The 16,279-nt window shown below is 68.3% G+C and carries 18 protein-coding genes and 1 tRNA gene; 11 read left to right on the plus strand and 8 right to left on the minus strand.

Annotated features, from left to right (window positions below; translation table 11 throughout):
- Positions 1 to 96: 96 nt before the first annotated feature.
- Together DFR69_RS25880 and DFR69_RS25885 are read right to left on the minus strand one after the other, a co-directional pair.
- Positions 97 to 813 (minus strand): MerR family transcriptional regulator, encoded by a 717-nt coding sequence (locus DFR69_RS25880; RefSeq protein ID WP_110040236.1) that lies wholly within the window; start codon positions 811 to 813, stop codon positions 97 to 99.
- A gap of 26 nt (positions 814 to 839) precedes the next feature.
- Entirely contained in the window at positions 840 to 1,724 is an 885-nt protein-coding gene (locus DFR69_RS25885) for an alpha/beta fold hydrolase (protein WP_110040237.1), read from the minus strand.
- A gap of 95 nt (positions 1,725 to 1,819) precedes the next feature.
- Between DFR69_RS25885 and DFR69_RS34190 the strand changes: the two genes are divergently transcribed.
- Together DFR69_RS34190 and ligD are read left to right on the plus strand one after the other, a co-directional pair.
- Complete coding sequence (locus DFR69_RS34190) at positions 1,820 to 2,029, plus strand: hypothetical protein (RefSeq protein WP_146229426.1); 210 nt, start codon at positions 1,820 to 1,822, stop codon at positions 2,027 to 2,029.
- Between the two features lie 51 nt (positions 2,030 to 2,080).
- The gene (ligD, locus tag DFR69_RS25890; RefSeq protein ID WP_167456412.1) at positions 2,081 to 3,031 is read left to right on the plus strand and encodes a non-homologous end-joining DNA ligase; all 951 of its coding nucleotides are present in this window, start codon (positions 2,081 to 2,083) and stop codon (positions 3,029 to 3,031) included.
- 5 nt (positions 3,032 to 3,036) lie between these two features.
- Here ligD and DFR69_RS25895 read toward each other — a convergent pair.
- The 4 genes from DFR69_RS25895 to DFR69_RS25910 all read right to left on the minus strand — a co-directional run bounded on the left by DFR69_RS25895 (position 3,037) and on the right by DFR69_RS25910 (position 4,775).
- A tRNA-Val gene (locus DFR69_RS25895) sits at positions 3,037 to 3,108 on the minus strand.
- 31 nt (positions 3,109 to 3,139) lie between these two features.
- The gene (locus tag DFR69_RS25900; protein ID WP_110040239.1) at positions 3,140 to 3,604 is read right to left on the minus strand and encodes a peroxiredoxin; all 465 of its coding nucleotides are present in this window, start codon (positions 3,602 to 3,604) and stop codon (positions 3,140 to 3,142) included.
- A gap of 73 nt (positions 3,605 to 3,677) precedes the next feature.
- On the minus strand, positions 3,678 to 4,100 hold the full coding sequence (locus tag DFR69_RS25905) for a DUF3052 domain-containing protein (protein ID WP_110040240.1): 423 nt from the start codon (positions 4,098 to 4,100) through the stop codon (positions 3,678 to 3,680).
- A 117-nt stretch (positions 4,101 to 4,217) separates the two neighbouring features.
- Positions 4,218 to 4,775: a hypothetical protein gene (locus DFR69_RS25910; RefSeq protein WP_110040241.1), complete on the minus strand. Its 558-nt coding sequence runs from the start codon at positions 4,773 to 4,775 to the stop codon at positions 4,218 to 4,220.
- Positions 4,776 to 5,063: 288 nt separating this feature from the next.
- On the opposite strand from DFR69_RS25910, the gene aceE reads away from it, so the two are divergent.
- The 7 genes from aceE to DFR69_RS34195 all read left to right on the plus strand — a co-directional run bounded on the left by aceE (position 5,064) and on the right by DFR69_RS34195 (position 14,021).
- Positions 5,064 to 7,943 carry a pyruvate dehydrogenase (acetyl-transferring), homodimeric type gene (gene aceE / locus DFR69_RS25915; protein ID WP_110040242.1) on the plus strand — a complete coding sequence of 960 codons (2,880 nt, stop codon included), beginning with the start codon at positions 5,064 to 5,066 and terminating at the stop codon, positions 7,941 to 7,943.
- 44 nt (positions 7,944 to 7,987) lie between these two features.
- A complete protein-coding gene (locus DFR69_RS25920; protein WP_357168999.1) occupies positions 7,988 to 9,292 on the plus strand; it encodes a PucR family transcriptional regulator in 1,305 nt (434 codons plus the stop codon).
- A gap of 127 nt (positions 9,293 to 9,419) precedes the next feature.
- Positions 9,420 to 10,334 (plus strand): ACP S-malonyltransferase, encoded by a 915-nt coding sequence (locus tag DFR69_RS25925; protein WP_110040243.1) that lies wholly within the window; start codon positions 9,420 to 9,422, stop codon positions 10,332 to 10,334.
- 80 nt (positions 10,335 to 10,414) lie between these two features.
- Positions 10,415 to 10,714 (plus strand): meromycolate extension acyl carrier protein AcpM, encoded by a 300-nt coding sequence (gene acpM / locus DFR69_RS25930; protein WP_019046010.1) that lies wholly within the window; start codon positions 10,415 to 10,417, stop codon positions 10,712 to 10,714.
- A 10-nt stretch (positions 10,715 to 10,724) separates the two neighbouring features.
- Positions 10,725 to 11,975: a KasA/KasB family beta-ketoacyl-ACP synthase gene (locus DFR69_RS25935; protein WP_019046011.1), complete on the plus strand. Its 1,251-nt coding sequence runs from the start codon at positions 10,725 to 10,727 to the stop codon at positions 11,973 to 11,975.
- A gap of 126 nt (positions 11,976 to 12,101) precedes the next feature.
- Positions 12,102 to 13,532, plus strand: a complete 1,431-nt coding sequence (locus tag DFR69_RS25940; RefSeq protein ID WP_110040244.1) for an acyl-CoA carboxylase subunit beta — start codon at positions 12,102 to 12,104, stop codon at positions 13,530 to 13,532.
- Between the two features lie 123 nt (positions 13,533 to 13,655).
- On the plus strand, positions 13,656 to 14,021 hold the full coding sequence (locus DFR69_RS34195; protein WP_146229427.1) for a hypothetical protein: 366 nt from the start codon (positions 13,656 to 13,658) through the stop codon (positions 14,019 to 14,021).
- A gap of 19 nt (positions 14,022 to 14,040) precedes the next feature.
- Here the strand turns inward: DFR69_RS34195 and DFR69_RS25945 are convergent, their stop codons facing one another.
- Entirely contained in the window at positions 14,041 to 14,409 is a 369-nt protein-coding gene (locus DFR69_RS25945) for a VOC family protein (RefSeq protein ID WP_110040245.1), read from the minus strand.
- Between the two features lie 63 nt (positions 14,410 to 14,472).
- Between DFR69_RS25945 and DFR69_RS25950 the strand changes: the two genes are divergently transcribed.
- Positions 14,473 to 14,916, plus strand: a complete 444-nt coding sequence (locus DFR69_RS25950) for a MarR family winged helix-turn-helix transcriptional regulator (protein WP_110040246.1) — start codon at positions 14,473 to 14,475, stop codon at positions 14,914 to 14,916.
- A 34-nt stretch (positions 14,917 to 14,950) separates the two neighbouring features.
- The gene (locus DFR69_RS25955; RefSeq protein WP_110040247.1) at positions 14,951 to 15,415 is read left to right on the plus strand and encodes a winged helix-turn-helix transcriptional regulator; all 465 of its coding nucleotides are present in this window, start codon (positions 14,951 to 14,953) and stop codon (positions 15,413 to 15,415) included.
- A gap of 78 nt (positions 15,416 to 15,493) precedes the next feature.
- Here DFR69_RS25955 and DFR69_RS25960 read toward each other — a convergent pair whose 3' ends face one another.
- Positions 15,494 to 16,189, minus strand: coding sequence for a nitroreductase (locus DFR69_RS25960; RefSeq protein WP_110040248.1), 696 nt, complete (start codon positions 16,187 to 16,189; stop codon positions 15,494 to 15,496).
- Positions 16,190 to 16,279: the final 90 nt, after the last annotated feature.

The raw sequence follows: 16,279 nt of genomic DNA on the forward strand, positions 1-16,279 counted from the left end.
CCCCCGGACGTCCTGCGCGGGATCGTCATCGCCGCCGAGCAGGCACCGTTTTCGGCGGGTGCGCACGTCGTCGGCACGGTCGCGAGTGTCACCGTGTCAGGGTCGGCGCTGCTCGGCGCGATGGGCCAGGGCCTCGACGATGCGGCGCCACGCTGGGGAATCCGCGGCGACGTGGGCGACCACGAGCTGTCGTGACCTGCTGTCGCGCTGCTCGTTGGCCATCTCCCAGGCGTCGAGGTCGTCGATGAGCTGATCGAGGCGCGGATCGGTGGGGGACCAATCGACCGCCTCATCGCAGGCGAGATACAGGCGCGTCGTCTCGGGGTCGTCGAAGGCGGCGTTCTTCTCCCTGACCCGCCGCGCCACGTTGTCGGGTTCCAGTGCGCGCAACAGGATCCAGGCGTCCCGTTCGAGGCGGACGCGACGTTCGCTGACGCCGAGCGCGCGCATCCGGTGCAGTAGGGCGACGACCTCAGGCGGCAGGACCAGGCTGTCGCCCTCGGCCAATTCGGCTATGCGACGGCGGTATTCGGTGAGTTCGTCGATCCGCCGCCGCAGGTCGGCGTCGAGTTCGGTGATCGAGGCGGCGAACTCGGGCGACTCGGCGCGCAGCAGCGCGTCCACGCGGGCGAGCGGGACGCCGGCGTCGGCGAGGGTCCTGATGCGGATCAGGTCCACCGCGGCCTGCGCGGGGTAGCGGCGGTAACCGGAGGCGTCGCGCTCGGGCTCGGGCAGCAGACCCACGTGATGGTAGTGGCGGACGGCACGCACGGTGACCCCCGCGGTCGCGGCGAGCTGGCCGATCGTGAGCACCGTCCTCCTCTGGTCGTGGCTCGAGTCTAGGCGTGGGTCGCGCGGGTGACGACGTCGCGGATCGCCTGGACCACGGCATCGGGACGATCGAAGCAGAGACGATGGTGCGCGGTGTCGTCCACGAGGCGCTGCTCACCGTGCGAGACCGAGCCGACGACCGCGGCGTCCATCCGGATCCTGCCCGCACGCGCCGCCGGATCCGACTCCGCGCCGACCACGCTCAGGGCGATCAACGGCACATCGGGCAGCCCAGGGCCGGAACGCAATTCGTGCGCGAGGTCGCACAGATTCGCCCGCTCCGCGATTCCCGCGCGCAGTGCGTCCCGGCTCACCTTCCTCTCGACGAGCTGCTGCCGAAGCTCCTCGGGATAGTCCGCGTACAACTCGCTGTGCACCTGCCGCAGCCCCGGAACCATCCGCTCGAGCTCGCCGACATCGGATCCCATGTCCTGAGCCGCCGCCAGATTCGAGGCGGGCGGCATGAAGTCGTCCCAGGTGTGGTGCAGCGCATCCAGCCACACCAGCCCGGCGACCTCCGCCGGAAACAACTGCGCGAACCGGTGCGCGTAGAACCCACCGAGCGAATGCGCCGCGAGGATGTAAGGGCCGCTGATGTTCTCCGCCCGCAACAGCGCACGCAGTTCCTCTGCAACCTCGGCGGCGCCACGCGGCAAGGTCATCGGCTCGCTGTACCCCGTCCCACCGCGGTCATACACCACAGCCGTCGTGAACTCCGAAACCCCTTGCTGCACACCGTAGTAGTCCAGCCCGATGGCACTGGCCCCCGGCAGAAACACCACAGGCGGCCCACCTCTACCCACCCGATGTGCAAAGATCCGTCGCCCCTCGACCTCCCGAACCCCTCCGACCGGGGGAGAGTCTCCCTCCGAGAACACACTGAAATTCGCCATACCCCACCTTGCAACCCTGACGCAGCGTCAACGTCAAGCCTGCGATCCTGCCGAGCGTTAAGAATTTCGAAGGTTGCTCGCCCTACTTTGACGTGGTGACCAACGAAAGATTCTCTGGCGCAGAAGAAGTCGAGACCAGGCGACGGAGCCGACGGCGGTTTCGGCGTCGCAGCGGGCGAGGCGGTACCTACGAACACGGTGGTGCGGCCGTCGAGGTGGTCGGCGGCGCGCTCATCGAGGTCGCCGGGGCGTTGGTCCGGGTGATCGGGCGGGTGCTGTCGGGGATCGTGCACGCGCTCACGTGAAAGGCCGGCGGGTCTACCCTTGATCTTGTGGGTCTGGCGGTGCCGGCACCGATGCTGGCCAAATCCGGACGGCCTCCGCGGCCGCCAGGCGGGTGGTGCGCGGAGATGAAGTGGGACGGGGTCCGCGCGATCGCTCGGTGTACCGGGGGTGGGGTCAGTCTGTGGAGCCGGAACCTGCGCGAGATCAGCGGCTCCTATCCCGAGGTCGTCGGCGCGCTGACCGAGATGACCGCGGGGCGCAGCATGCTGCTGGATGGTGAACTGGTCGCCCCCGACGACCGGGGCGCGCCCTCGTTCGCGCGGCTGCAGCGGCGGATGCATGTTCAACGTCCCCTGCCGGCGCTGATCGCCGAGGTCCGGGTGGACTACGTGGCGTTCGACCTGCTGGCCCTCGACGAGGACATCCTGTTCGAGGACCCCTACTCGTCGCGGCGGGCGGAGCTGACGGGGGTTCGGATCGACGACGGCGCCCGCGTCCGCGTCCCGCCGAACTGGTCACTGGCCGACACCGACGCCGACCAGCTGTTGCACGCGGCCGCGGAGAACGGGCTGGAAGGCATCGTCAGCAAGCGGATCGACTCGAGCTACGAGCCCGGCCGTCGCTCCTCGGCGTGGATCAAGACGGTGCTGCGCGCCACCACCGAGGCCGTCATCGTCGGCGCGGTCCCCGGCACCGGCCCCAACGCCGCCACCTTCGGCGGTCTGGTCCTGGCCGGTCACACCCCCGAAGGTCACCTGCACTGCATCGGCGGGGTCGGAACCGGCTTCACCACCGAGGCTCGGCGCAGCATCCGCGCCGCGCTCGAGGAAGTCCGCCGCGAGACCAGCCCACTGGACGATCCACCGCCACCGACGGTGACACGGGCGGCATGGTGGGTGGAACCGGTCTTCGTGGCCGACATCGAGTACCGCGAGATCAGCGGCGACGGGCTGCTACGACACCCGAGCTTCCGCGGGATCCGCACCGACAAGACCCCAGACGAAGTCGGCCTGCCCGGCTGACAAGGTGGGCGCAGAGGGGATCGAACCCCCGACCGCTGGTGTGTAAAACCAGTGCTCTACCGCTGAGCTATACGCCCGAGTCCCGCCGGGCGTACCGGCGGGATCGGTCTATGAATCTAGCGCGGCGAGGGCTTTCTCCCAAGCCGCCTGGTCACGGGCCTCTCCTGGCCCGTTCATCTCCGCGAAAGTGATGTAGCCGGCCTTGTCGATGACGAAGGTGCCCCGGTTGGGGTAACCGGACTTCTCGTTGAAGACGTCGTAGGCCTGGGTGACGGCGCCGTGCGGCCAGAAATCCGACAGCAGGGGGAACAGGTAGCCCTGTTCGGCCGCCCAGATCTTGTGGGTCGGCGGCGGGCCGACCGAGATCGCGAGGATCTCGGCGTCGTCGTTCTGGAACTTGGGCAGCTCGTCGCGCACCTTGCACAACTCACCCTGGCAGATGCCGGTGAAGGCGAGCGGATAGAACACCAGGAGCACGTTCTTCTTGCCGCGGTAATCCGACAGCGTGACGGGCTGGTTGTTCTGATCTTTGAGCGTGAAGTCCGGCGCGAGAGTGCCAACCTCTAGCGGCATAGGGCGAATCCTCCGTCGTGTCGGGTCTCAGCCGAGCGTTCTCGTCCGGCTGAGACCTTAGCGAACGGCGAATTCAGCGCTGTTTGGACGGTGCCTTCGGCTGGACCAGGCGCGAGCCCGTCCAGCTGCCGAGACTGATGGTCGAGGTCTGGGTCAGGCCGGCCGTTGGCGCGGCTTCGGCGATCTCGCTCGGATCGACATGGCCCGAGTGACCGGTCTTGGGGGTGAGTACCCAGATGAAGCCCTCGTCCGACAGCGGGCCGATGGCGTCCATCAGCTCGTCGGCCAGGTCGCCATCACCTTCTCGCCACCACAACAGGACCGCGTCCACGACCTCGTCGGAGTCCTCATCGACCATCTCGCCGCCGCTGACCTCCTCGATCTCGGCGCGCAAGTCGTCGTCGGTGTCCTCGTCCCAGCCCAATTCCTGAACGACCAAGCCGTGAGAAATGCCAAGCTTCTGAGCGTAGTTCTGCGCGTCCGCCGCGGCGACCACGGTGGTGTCCTCCCTAAACTGCCGACAATAGATAGGTGCAAGCGAACATGGTTATCGGCCGCAGCGCAAGCCGATCGGATGAATTGGGACCGTATGCCGCGTGTCGGCGGGACGAATTCAGCGGCTCGAGCAGGCGTCGTGCACGTCGGTGCGCGCCTTGTTGATCTTTCGGCTGGCGTCGTTGAGCTTGGCCACCTGGGAGGTGTAGGTCATCTTCCTGGTCTCGGCGGAGAGCTCGCGCGCCGCGACCACGTAGGCCGTGAACTTCTCGGCCAGTTCGGGGGGTAGCGCGCCGACGGCCGCGGTGACGCCGGTCTCCACCTTGGTCGCGGCGTTGTCGAGGGTGCTCGCCGCGGCCTCGCGCTTGTCGGCGTAGTCGGGGGCGTTGCGGTCGTGCGCGGTGACGAAGTCGTTGAAGGCGGTGACCCCGGCGCCGGTGGTGACGGGGAACTGGGTGCAGTTGTCGGTGATCGCCTTGGCCTGCGCGGCGGCCGCTTTCGAGGACGCGGCGGCCGAGGACGAGGCCGCGGCGGCGGTCTTGTACGCCGCGACCTCGGCGGCGTCGGTGGTCGGAGTACCGGGCACCTGCTTGCCACATCCCGCCACCGCCAGGCCGGTGGACAGGGCCACGGCGGCACAGGCCAGCCCGAAGCGGCGCGCGTCCAGCACCCTCATCGTCGTCCGATCCCTCTCGTCCCGCTCGTGCGCTTCCCCTGCCGAACTTAGTGGATCCTCGCCGACCGTGGATCGCGGCGGCCACCCGGGGTGGCATGGCGGCCTTCGGCGCGCCGACTTCGGTGTATACCGGGCAGTACCTGCCTGGAGAGGATGACCCGCGACACCTTTTCGGTAAGGATGGGGGTGCGCCCGAAACGTTCGTGACGGGTGGCCCGCACACCTAGCGGGCAGGCCCGGGGAAAGCGACGCCAACAAGCAGTTCAGCCCCCTGTACGAGGAGCAGATTTGACCGACCTGATCCACCCTGTGTCAGCGAATTCCGCGAACGAACCCGCCGCGGGCAGCGACGCCGCCACGAGAACGAGCGGTGAACGCGTCCGGGTGATCCGCGAGGGAGTGGCGTCGTATCTTCCCGATATCGACCCCGAGGAGACCAGTGAATGGCTGGAATCCTTCGACGACATGCTCGATCGCGAAGGCCCCGGCCGCGCCCGCTACCTGATGCTGCGGCTGCTCGAGCGCGCGGGCGAGCGTCGGGTGTCGATTCCCGCGCTCACCTCCACCGACTACGTCAACACGATTCCCACCGAGAACGAGCCGTGGTTCCCCGGTGACGAGGAGGTCGAGCGCCGCTACCGCGCCTGGATCCGGTGGAACGCCGCGATCATGGTGCACCGCGCGCAGCGGCCCGGCATCGGCGTCGGCGGCCACATCTCCACCTACGCGTCCTCGGCGGCGCTCTACGAGGTGGGCTTCAACCACTTCTTCCGCGGCAAGGACCATCCCGGCGGCGGCGACAGCGTCTACATCCAGGGTCACGCCTCGCCCGGCATCTACGCCCGTGCCTACCTGGAAGGCCGGCTCAGCACCGACCGCCTCGACGGCTTCCGGCAGGAGTACAGCCACGGCGGACCCGGCCACGGCCTGCCGTCGTACCCGCACCCGCGGTTGATGCCGGACTTCTGGGAGTTCCCGACGGTGTCGATGGGCCTGGGCCCGATGAACGCCATCTACCAGGCGCGCTTCAATCATTACCTGCACGACCGCGGGATCAAGGACACCTCCGACCAGCACGTGTGGGCCTTCCTCGGCGACGGCGAGATGGACGAGCCGGAATCGCGCGGCCTGATCCAGGTGGCTGCCAACGAGGCGCTCGACAACCTGACCTTCGTCATCAACTGCAACCTGCAGCGGCTCGACGGGCCGGTACGCGGCAACGGCAAGATCATCCAGGAGCTGGAGTCGTTCTTCCGCGGCGCGGGCTGGAACGTGATCAAGGTGGTCTGGGGCCGCGAGTGGGACGCGCTGCTCGGCGCCGACCGCGACGGCGCCCTGGTCAACCTGATGAACACCACCCCCGACGGTGACTTCCAGACCTACAAGGCCAACGACGGCGCCTACGTGCGCGATCACTTCTTCGGCCGAGACCCGCGCACCAAGGCGCTGGTGCAGAACATGTCCGACAGCGAGATCTGGAACCTCAAGCGCGGCGGCCACGACTACCGCAAGGTCTACGCCGCCTACGCGGCGGCGATGGCGCACAAGGGCCAGCCGACGGTGATCCTGGCCAAGACGATCAAGGGCTACACCCTCGGCAAGCACTTCGAGGGCCGCAACGCCACCCACCAGATGAAGAAGCTGGCGCTGCAGGACCTCAAGGACTTCCGCGATCTGCAGCGCATCCCGATCACCGATGCCGAGCTGGAGAAGGACCCGTACCTGCCGCCGTACTACCACCCCGGCATGGACAACCCGGCCATCCAGTACATGCTGAGCCGCCGTCAGGCCCTCGGCGGTTTCGTGCCTGAGCGCCGCTCGGTCGCCAAGCCGCTGACACTGCCGGGCGACGAGGCCTACCGCTCGGTGCGCAAGGGCTCGGGCAAGCAGAAGGTCGCCACCACCATGGCGCTGGTGCGCCTGGTCAAGGAGCTGTTGCGGGACAAGGAGATCGGCAAGCGGATCGTGCCGATCATTCCCGACGAGGCCCGCACCTTCGGCATGGACTCGTGGTTCCCGACGCTGAAGATCTACAACCGCAACGGCCAGCTCTACACCTCGGTCGACGCGGAACTGATGCTCGCCTACAAGGAGAGCGCCGTCGGGCAGATCCTGCACGAGGGCATCAACGAGGCCGGGTCCACGGCGTCGTTCACCGCGGTCGGCACCTCGTACGCCACCCACGGCGAGCCGATGATCCCGCTCTACATCTTCTATTCGATGTTCGGGTTCCAGCGCACCGGCGACGGCCTGTGGGCCGCGGCCGACCAGCTCGCCCGTGGCTTCGTGCTCGGCGCGACGGCCGGACGCACCACGCTCACCGGTGAGGGCCTGCAGCACAACGACGGGCACTCGCTGCTGCTGGCCTCGACCAACCCGGCCGTGGTGACCTACGACCCGGCGTTCTCCTTCGAGATCGCCCACATCATGCGCGACGGTCTGCGCCGGATGTACGGCGGCGTCACGCCCGAACAGGGGCAGCTGCCCGGCACCAACCCGCCCGAGGACGGCGCGTTCGCCGGGGAGAACATCTTCTACTACATCACCCTCTACAACGAGCCGTACCAGCAGCCGGCCGAGCCCGAGGGCATCGATGTGGCCGGTCTGCTCAAGGGTCTGTACCTGTACCAGCCCGGCGGTGACGGTGAGGTGCGCGCGCAGATCCTGGTCTCCGGCGTCACCGTGCCCGACGGCCTGCGCGCCCAGGAGATCCTGGCGCAGGACTGGGGCGTGGCCGCCGACGTGTGGTCGGTGACCTCCTTCGGCGAGCTGCGCAAGGAGGCGCTGGACAAGGAGATCCAGGCGCTCAAGCATCCCGACACCGATCCGGGCGTGCCCTACGTCACCCAGGCGCTGGCGGCGGCGCGCGGACCCGTCGTGGCCGCCACCGACTGGATGCGCGCGGTGCCCGACCAGATCCGGCAGTGGGTGCCGGGCGACTACATCACCCTCGGCACCGACGGGTTCGGCTTCTCCGACACCCGTCCCGCCGCCCGCCGGGTGTTCAACGTCGACGCCCAGTCGATCGTGGTCGCGGTGCTCGAGGGCCTGGTCAAGGACGGCACGCTGGACAAGTCGAAGGCGGTGGAAGCGGCGGCGAAGTACCGCATCGACGACGTGGCCGCCGCGCCGAAGCCGAGTGCGGACGCGGCCGAGGAACTCGCGTAGCGGACGATAGGACTGTGGAGCGCAAACCGCCGCGGCCCCGTCGGATCACCGAGGGCACCAGCGAACACGAGGTGTATCTGCCGACCGGGGCACTGTCCCCGAATCGGCAGACTCGTGATCCGCTGCCCGACACGCTGCTCAAGCGGGTCAAGCAGTTCTCGGGCCGGCTGTCCACCGAGGCGGTGGGGTCGATGCAGGATCGGCTGCCGTTCTTCGCCGATCTGGACGCCGCGCAGCGGGCGGGCGTGCAGATGCTGGTGCAGACGGCGGTCGTGAACTTCCTGGAGTGGTTGCAGGATCCCGACTCCGACATCCGCTTCAGCCTGGACGCGTTCCAGGTGATCCCACAGGATCTGGCGCGGCGGCTCACGCTGCGCCAGACCGTGGACATGGTGCGGGTGGCCATGGACTTCTTCGAGCAGTGGCTGCCCGCGCTGGCGCGCAACGACCGTCAGCTGGTGGCGCTCACCGAGGCGGTGCTGCGATACGGGCGTGAGCTCGGTTTCGCGGCCGCCTCGGTGTACGCCAGCGCGGCCGAGTCGCGCGGCGCGTGGGACACCCGCCTGGAGGCGCTGGTGGTCGACGCGGTCGTGCGTGGGGACACGGGCCCGGACATGCTCTCCCGGGCCGCCACGTTGAACTGGGACGCCACCGCGCCCGCCACCGTGCTCGTCGGGACGCCACCCGCCGATCAGGGCGTGTCCACGGTCGGCGCGGTGCACACGATCGCGACCAGGCACGGCAGGGCCGCGCTGGCGGTCGTGCAGGGTGCCCGGCTGGTGATGGTGGTGAGCGGGCACCTCGGCGGGGAGGCCGGGATCGCCTCGCCGTTCCTGACGGATCTGCTGGCCGACGTGTTCTCCGACGGCCCGGTGGTGATCGGTCCGACCATGCGCACCCTGGGCGCCGCGCACGCCAGCGCGATCGAGGCGCTGGCCGGAATGGAGGCCGTCGTGGGCTGGCGCGGCGCGCCAAGGCCCGTTCACGCCTCGGAATTGCTGCCCGAACGCGCCCTGCTGGGCGATAGAGCTGCGATAGAGGCGCTGAACGAGTATCTTGTGCTCCCGTTGGCTGCTGCCGGATCTTCGTTATCCGACACACTCGACGCCTACCTGGATTGTGGCGGAGCAGTAGAAACATGCGCGCGTCAGCTGTACGTCCATCCAAATACCGTTCGGTACCGACTCAAACGAATCGGTGAGATCACCGGACGTGATCCCATGAATCCCCGAGACGCTTATGTGCTCCGGATCGCGGCGACAGTGGGTCGTTTGACACGAACCCATAACGAATCGTCACCCCCCGTCACAGAAACCCCGCCTTCCCCAGTGGGCTTCGAGCCCCTGTAACGAGATCGGGGAATCGGTCGATCGGGACACCCCACCTCGGATTTTGTGGGACCCCTACAAAACGCGTCCGCAAGCTTCATTCGCGCCGACATCTCTTGCGGCGGGGGTCACAGTGTTTTCTTAGGGAGTGATCGCGTTGTTCACCCCTGGACAGGGGTCCCAGACACCCGGCATGCTCGCGCCCTGGCTCGCCCTTCCCGGTGCGACCGACCGCCTCGAGCTGTGGTCGAAGGCCGCCGGCCTCGACCTGGTCCGTCTCGGTACCACCGCGACGGCCGAGGAGATCGTCGACACCGCGGTGACCCAGCCGCTCGTCGTCGCCGCCGCCCTGCTGGCGTTCGCCGAAATCGCCCCCGAGACGATTCCGGCGGATACCATCGTCGCCGGACACTCGGTCGGCGAATTCGCCGCCGCCGCTGTCGCCGGCGTCATCACCGCCGACGAGGCGGTCAGCCTGGCCGCCATCCGCGGCCGGGAGATGGCCAAGGCGTGTGCGCTGCAGCCGACCGGCATGTCCGCGGTGCTCGGTGGTGACGAAGCCACCGTGCTCGCACGGCTCGCCGAACTCGATCTCGTCCCGGCCAACCGCAACGCGGTCGGCCAGATCGTGGCGGCGGGTACCTTGGAAGCTCTGGCGGAGCTCGCCGCGAACCCGCCGGAGAAGGCACGGGTCCGCGCATTGCCCGTCGCCGGTGCGTTCCACACCGCTTTCATGGCCCCGGCCCAGGCTGCTGTCGCCGATGCCATCGCTCAGATCTCGCCGAGCGACCCGATCCGGACGCTGCTGTCGAACTTCGACGGCAAGCCGGTCAGCTCGGGCGCCGACGCGATCGACAAGCTCGCGGCTCAGGTCACCCGCCCCGTGCGCTGGGACCTGTGCACCGAGACCGTCCGCGCGGCGGGTGTGTCGGCCGTGGCCGAACTGCCTCCGGCGGGCACCCTCGTCGGAATCGCCAAACGGGAACTGAAGGGCACGCCGAATCTGGCGCTCAAGACGCCCGAAGACCTCCCCGCGTTGGCCGAGCTGACCATCTCCGGCTAGCTTTCCCCCCGGCGGTCGCGCACGACGAGGTGCGGGACCGTTCAGACCCTACAAACGAGAACAAGAAGGGAGCCACCAAAGTGGCCGCTCTGACCCAGGAACAGATCGTCGAAGAGCTCGGCAAGATCATCGAAGAGGTTACGGGTATCGAACCCTCCGAGGTGACCATCGAGAAGTCCTTCGTCGACGACCTGGACATCGACTCGCTGTCCATGGTCGAGATCGCTGTGCAGACCGAGGACAAGTACGGCGTCAAGATCCCCGACGAGGATCTCGCCAGCCTGAAGACCGTGGGTGACGCCGTCTCCTACATCCAGAAGCTCGAGGCGGAGAACTCCGACGCCGCCGCGGAGCTCAAGGCCAAGTTCGACGCCGAGTAGGGCTGAACCAGTGACCACTCCTTCCACCTTGAACGGGAATTTCCCCAACGTCGTCGTCACCAGCATGGCGGCGACCACGTCGATCGCGGGTGATGTCGATGCGACGTGGAAGGGACTCCTCAACGGTGAGAGCGGAATCGACGTTCTCGAGGATTCCTTCATCGAGGAATACGACCTGCCGGTGCGCATCGGCGGTCACCTGAAAGTCAGCCCCGACACCCTCCTGAGCCGGGTCGAGATCCGCCGCATGGCGTATGTCGAGCGCCTGGCGACCGTCCTCGGTCGCGAGGTGTGGAAGAACGCGGGCAGCCCGGAGGTCGACCCCGACCGCCTGGGCGTCGCGATCGGCACCGGCCTCGGTGGCGGCGACGCGCTGATCGACTCGGTCGACAAGCTGAAGAACGGTGGCTATCGCAAGATCTCGCCGCTGGCTGTTCAGATGGTCATGCCGAACGGTCCGTCGGCCGTCGTCGGTCTCGAGCTGAAGGCCAGGGCGGGAGTGGTCACTCCGGTCTCGGCGTGCTCGTCGGGTTCGGAAGCCATCGCCAACGCGTGGCGGATGATCGTGATGGGTGACGCCGACATGGTCGTCACCGGCGGTGTCGAGGGTTTCATCGACTCCGTGCCGATCGCGGCGTTCTCCATGATGCGGGCGATGAGCACGCGCAACGACGATCCCAAGGGTGCGTCGCGTCCGTTCGACAAGGATCGTGACGGTTTCGTCTTCGGCGAGGCCGGCGCGCTCATGACGATCGAGACCGAGGAGCACGCGAAGGCTCGCGGTGCCACCATCCACGCGCGCCTGCTCGGCGCCGGTATCACCTCCGACGGCTTCCACCTGGTGGCGCCGGATCCCGAGGGCACCGGTGCGGCCAGGGCGATGACCCGCGCGATGCAGACCGCCGGTCTGTCCAAGCAGGACATCACCCACATCAACGCCCACGCGACCGCGACCCCCATCGGCGACACCGCCGAGGCCAACGCGATCAACAAGGCTGTGGGCAACCACGCTTCGGTGTACGCGCCGAAGTCGGCGCTGGGCCACTCGATCGGCGCCGTCGGCGCGCTCGAGTCCGTGCTCACCGTGCTGGCCATCCGGGACGGGGTCGTCCCGCCGACGCTGAACCTGGACAACCAGGATCCGGAGATCGATCTCGACGTGGTGCACGGGCAGGCCCGGCACCAGGAAATCGAGTACGCGATCAACAACTCCTTCGGCTTCGGTGGGCACAATGTCGCGCTCGCCTTCGGTCGGGCCTAGCCGCTCCGATCGAACAGCTCCACGATCCCCGGTGGGGTCGCCCAACTGAATGGGTCGGCCCCACCGGTGTTTTCGGTATACGAGCCGCGGCAGCGGCATGATTCCCCACGAAGGTAGGAGGATGCGATGACGATCATTGCTCCCGCGTTCAACGACGCGACGACCGATCCGCGTGACCCCCTCGGTCGGCTCCAGCGATTCTTCGATCCCGGTACCGTGCTGCCGCTGCACCCGCGTGACAAGTCCGGCGTCCTTGCCGCGATCGGCGAGGTCGACGGCGTTCGTACCGTGGCCTACTGCTCCGACGCGACCGTCATGGGCGGCGCGATGGGTGTGGCGGGCTGCAAGCACATCGTCGACGCGATCGACACCGCCATCGAATCGGGCATTCCCGTTGTCGGCCTGTGGCATTCCGGTGGGGCGCGCCTCGCCGAGGGTGTCGAGGCGCTGCACGCGGTGGGCCTGGTCTTCGAGGCGATGGTCCGCGCGTCCGGTCTGGTGCCGCAGATCTCGGTGGTGCTCGGCTTCGCCGCCGGTGGCGCCGCCTACGGTCCCGCGCTCACCGACGTCGTCATCATGGCGCCCGAGGGCCGTGTCTTCGTCACCGGTCCGGACGTGGTGCGTTCGGTGACCGGCGAGAACGTCGACATGGAGACGCTCGGCGGGCCCACCACACACTTCAAGAAGTCCGGCGTGTGCCACATCGCCGCCGACGACGAGGCCGACGCGATGCACCGCGCCCGGCGCCTGGTGTCGATGTTCGCCGAGCAGGGCGAGTTCGACCTGGTCGCGGCCGAGCACGGCGACGTCGATCTCAAGGCGATGCTGCCGGAGTCGGCCAAGCGCGCCTACGACGTGAAGCCGATCATCCACGAGCTGCTCGACAACGTCGACGGGGAGTCCTCGTTCGAGGAACTGCAGGGTGGTTACGCCCGCAGCATGGTCGTCGGTCTCGGCAGGCTCGGTGGGCGCACGGTCGGTGTGCTCGCCAACAACCCGCTGCGCCTCGGTGGTTGCCTGAACTCCGAAAGTGCCGAGAAGGCTTCGCGTTTCGTGCGCCTGTGCGATGCGTTCGGCATCCCGCTGGTGGTCGTCACCGACGTGCCCGGCTACCTGCCCGGCGTCGGCCAGGAGCTCGAGGGCGTGGTGCGCCGCGGCGCGAAGCTGCTGCACGCCTTCGCCGAGGCCCGTGTCCCGCGCGTCACCCTGGTGACCCGGAAGATCTACGGCGGCGCCTACATCGCGATGAACGCCCGCGCGCTCGGCGCGACCGCCGTCTACGCCTGGCCCGGGTCCGAGGTCGCCGTGATGGGCGCCAAGGCCGCGGTCGGCATCCTGCACAAGAAGGCACTCGCCGCCGCGCCCGAGGACGAGCGCGAAGCCCTGCACGAGCGCCTCACCGCCGAACACGAGAAGATCGCCGGCGGCGTCGAACGCGCCGTCGCCATCGGCGTCGTCGACGAGGTCATCGACCCCGCCAAGACCCGCAGCATCATCGCCGCCGCCCTCGCCTCGGCCCCGGCCCGCAAGAGCCACCACAAGAACATCCCGCTCTGACCCGACGCCCCACGGCCGCCGCCACCTCCCCGAAACCCGGAGGCGCGGCGGCCGTTTCGCTGTCTTCCCCTCGCGGCCGATGGCAGTGAAACTCGCGTGCGGTGTGGTGTGTTGGTGGGTAGCGTGGCCGCCGCAACGACGAGGGATGGGGGATCGGTGGTTCGGCGGAGTCCGCAGGAGAAGAAGGCGCTCAGTTACGCGAGGGATCGGCGTAACTGCTATGGCGAGAACGACAAGAGTTCGCGGAAGAACATTCCGCGTCGCAAGCGCATGCGGAATCGGGCCGATCGACGGCGGGAAGGCCTTTTCGCCGGTGCTGTCGGGGCGGTGGACCTGGCCGCCGCCGAGCGGTGTGAAGTCGAGCTGTTGGCGAAGGGGCCCGCATCGCGCTGGCGGAAGCGGCCGGATGTGCCGCTGGGTGAGGTCGTGGAGTGGAAGCTGCAGCGCCGGGCTCGAAAGGCTGCCGCGTCGGCGAGCAGCCAGGCGTAGTGGCGGCCCTTCGGGGCCGTCAGGCGCGGTCGTGCAGCGTGATCCGGTAGCCGTCGGGGTCGGCGAAGGTGAAGGTGCGCCCGAAAGGGCCGTCGACGGGTGGGGTGACGATAGCGTGGCCGTCGGCGACCAGGGCGTCGTGGATGGCCTGGACGTCGGTGGCGTGCAACCAGATCGCGGCGCCGAGGCCGGGGTGGGCGGCGTCGGCGAGATCGGTCCCGGGGACGACGTCGCGCAGTGCGAACGCGATGGGTTTCGTCTCGAAGACGACGGCGTGCGGCGGTCCGGCCGGTGAGCGGACGAGGCCGAGGTACTTCTCGTAGAACGCCCGCGAGGCGTCGAGGTCACGCGCTTGCAGCGAGAGGAAGTCGGGTCCGGTGACAGGCACGGTGTTGCTCCTTCTGGTTGTGTCAGGTTTCTGACACAAACCACGCTATGTCAGAATACTGACATGAGTCAAGACGGTGTCGACCTGGAGACGTCGCTGGGCTATCTCCTCAAGGAGGCGTCGAGCGCGCTGCGGGTCGCCATGGAGGAGGTGCTGCGGCCACTCGGGATGAGCATCACGCACTACGCCTGCCTCGAACTGCTGGCGCAGCGGCCCGGCCTGTCCAATTCCGAGCTGGCACGGGGTGCGTTCGTGACCCGGCAGACGATGAACGTGCTGCTCCAGGCTTTGGAACGCGACGGGTGCGTGAGCAGGCCCGCGGCGGCGCCGGTCGGCAAAGTGCTGCCCACGCGGCTCACACCCCGGGGCATGCGCAGCCTCGAGGAGGCCACCGCGGCGGTCCGGTCCGTCGAGCTCAGAATGGTCGCCGGGCTGAGCGAGGCCGAGCGGTCGGACGCGCTGCGGATCCTGCGAAGCATGATCGTGTCCCTGCGCGACAACGCTTAGCTCGCCTGGGTCGGGTCGCGCGCATAATGGCAGGGTGCGCTATGAGGAACTCGCCGATGTCCCGTGTTCGATCACGCGGCCGTTGGTGATCTTCGGGGATCGGTGGACCTTGCTGATCCTCAAATACTGCTTCACCGGGGTGCGGCGGTTCAATGCGTTCCAGAGTGCCCTGGGGATTTCCCGGAGCCGCCTCGGTGATCGGCTGGATCGTTTGATCGAGCACGGGATCCTGGAGAAGCGGCCCGCGCAGGACGGCGCCTACGAGGAATACCGTCTCACCGAGAAGGGCCACGCGATCTACCCGATTCTCATGGCGATCCGCGACTGGGGTGACACCTACATGGCCCCCGACGGCCCACCGGTCGAATACCGCCATCGCGGCTGCACCGGCGAGGCTCACACGAGCTTGACCTGCGACGCCTGCGACTCCACCCTCACCGCCCGCGACATCACCCCCGAACCGGGCCCCGGCCTCACCTCGTCGCCTCGCTCCGCCTAGTCGCTGGACACGTGATCACCACGCTGTGGTGCGAGCATCGGCCGAGAACCCGCCTGCACCAGAGCGTGGTGATCTCGGTCAGCTGGTGTGCCAGGTGATCTGGTCGGCGAGGGGCGCGCGAGCGGTGCGGAAGGCGTTGACGGGATGGTCGAGGTCGGGGTAGCCGAAGGAGACGCCGAAGACGACCTTGCGGTGGTCGGGGAGGCCGAAGTACTCGCGCAGGAAAGGGGCGTACGAGGCGAGAGCGGCCTGGGGGGCCGCGCCCAGGCCGAGCGCCTGGGCGCCGAGGAGGAAGTTCTCGAGCCAGAGGCCGCAGTCGACGGCGCCGTAGACGCCCAGATCTTCTTCGGAGGTGACGATCGCGACGTGCGGCGCGTCGAAGAACTCGAAATTGCGCACCATCTGGCGCATGGTCTTCTCGTGGTCGCCCTTGGCGATGCCGACGCTGTCGTACAACTGGAACCCGCACGCGCGCCTGCGGTCGCGGTACACGCCCGCGTACTGCGCGGGGAACTCGAAATCCGGTGCGGTGCCATGGGTCTGGATGTAGGCGAGCAGTTCCTTGCGGAGCCGGTCGGTGCCCTCGCCGCTGGTCACCACGACCTGCCACGGCTGGGTGTTGCACCACGACGGCGTGCGCTGGGTCAAGCTCAGCACCTGCTCGATGGTGGCCCGGTCGACCTCGTCGGGCCGGAATTGCCTACAGGTCCACCGCTGTTCGGCCAGGCGCCGCAGGGCCGCGAAGTCGTCGGTGTCGTGATCGGTCGGCCGCATCGCCGGGCTCCCTTGCTGGACCTAGTCTCATTTTGAGACCAGGCTAGCAGCTGACCCGGAAACACGGAACCCGCCCGCGGCACCGAGGCG

Source organism: Nocardia neocaledoniensis (genome assembly GCF_003182135.1).
Classification (GTDB): Bacteria; Actinomycetota; Actinomycetes; order Mycobacteriales; family Mycobacteriaceae; genus Nocardia; species Nocardia neocaledoniensis.

What these genes read in the sequence shown, in the direction of transcription:
- DFR69_RS25885 (WP_110040237.1), bottom strand. Translation starts at nt 1,724, where the DNA reads ATGGCGAATTTCAGTGTGTTCTCGGAGGGAGACTCTCCCCCGGTCGGA.
- ligD (WP_167456412.1), top strand. Translation starts at nt 2,081, where the DNA reads ATGCTGGCCAAATCCGGACGGCCTCCGCGGCCGCCAGGCGGGTGGTGC.
- DFR69_RS25900 (WP_110040239.1), bottom strand. Translation starts at nt 3,604, where the DNA reads ATGCCGCTAGAGGTTGGCACTCTCGCGCCGGACTTCACGCTCAAAGAT.
- DFR69_RS25910 (WP_110040241.1), bottom strand. Translation starts at nt 4,775, where the DNA reads ATGAGGGTGCTGGACGCGCGCCGCTTCGGGCTGGCCTGTGCCGCCGTG.
- DFR69_RS25940 (WP_110040244.1), top strand. Translation starts at nt 12,102, where the DNA reads ATGACGATCATTGCTCCCGCGTTCAACGACGCGACGACCGATCCGCGT.
- DFR69_RS25950 (WP_110040246.1), top strand. Translation starts at nt 14,473, where the DNA reads ATGAGTCAAGACGGTGTCGACCTGGAGACGTCGCTGGGCTATCTCCTC.
- DFR69_RS25960 (WP_110040248.1), bottom strand. Translation starts at nt 16,189, where the DNA reads ATGCGGCCGACCGATCACGACACCGACGACTTCGCGGCCCTGCGGCGC.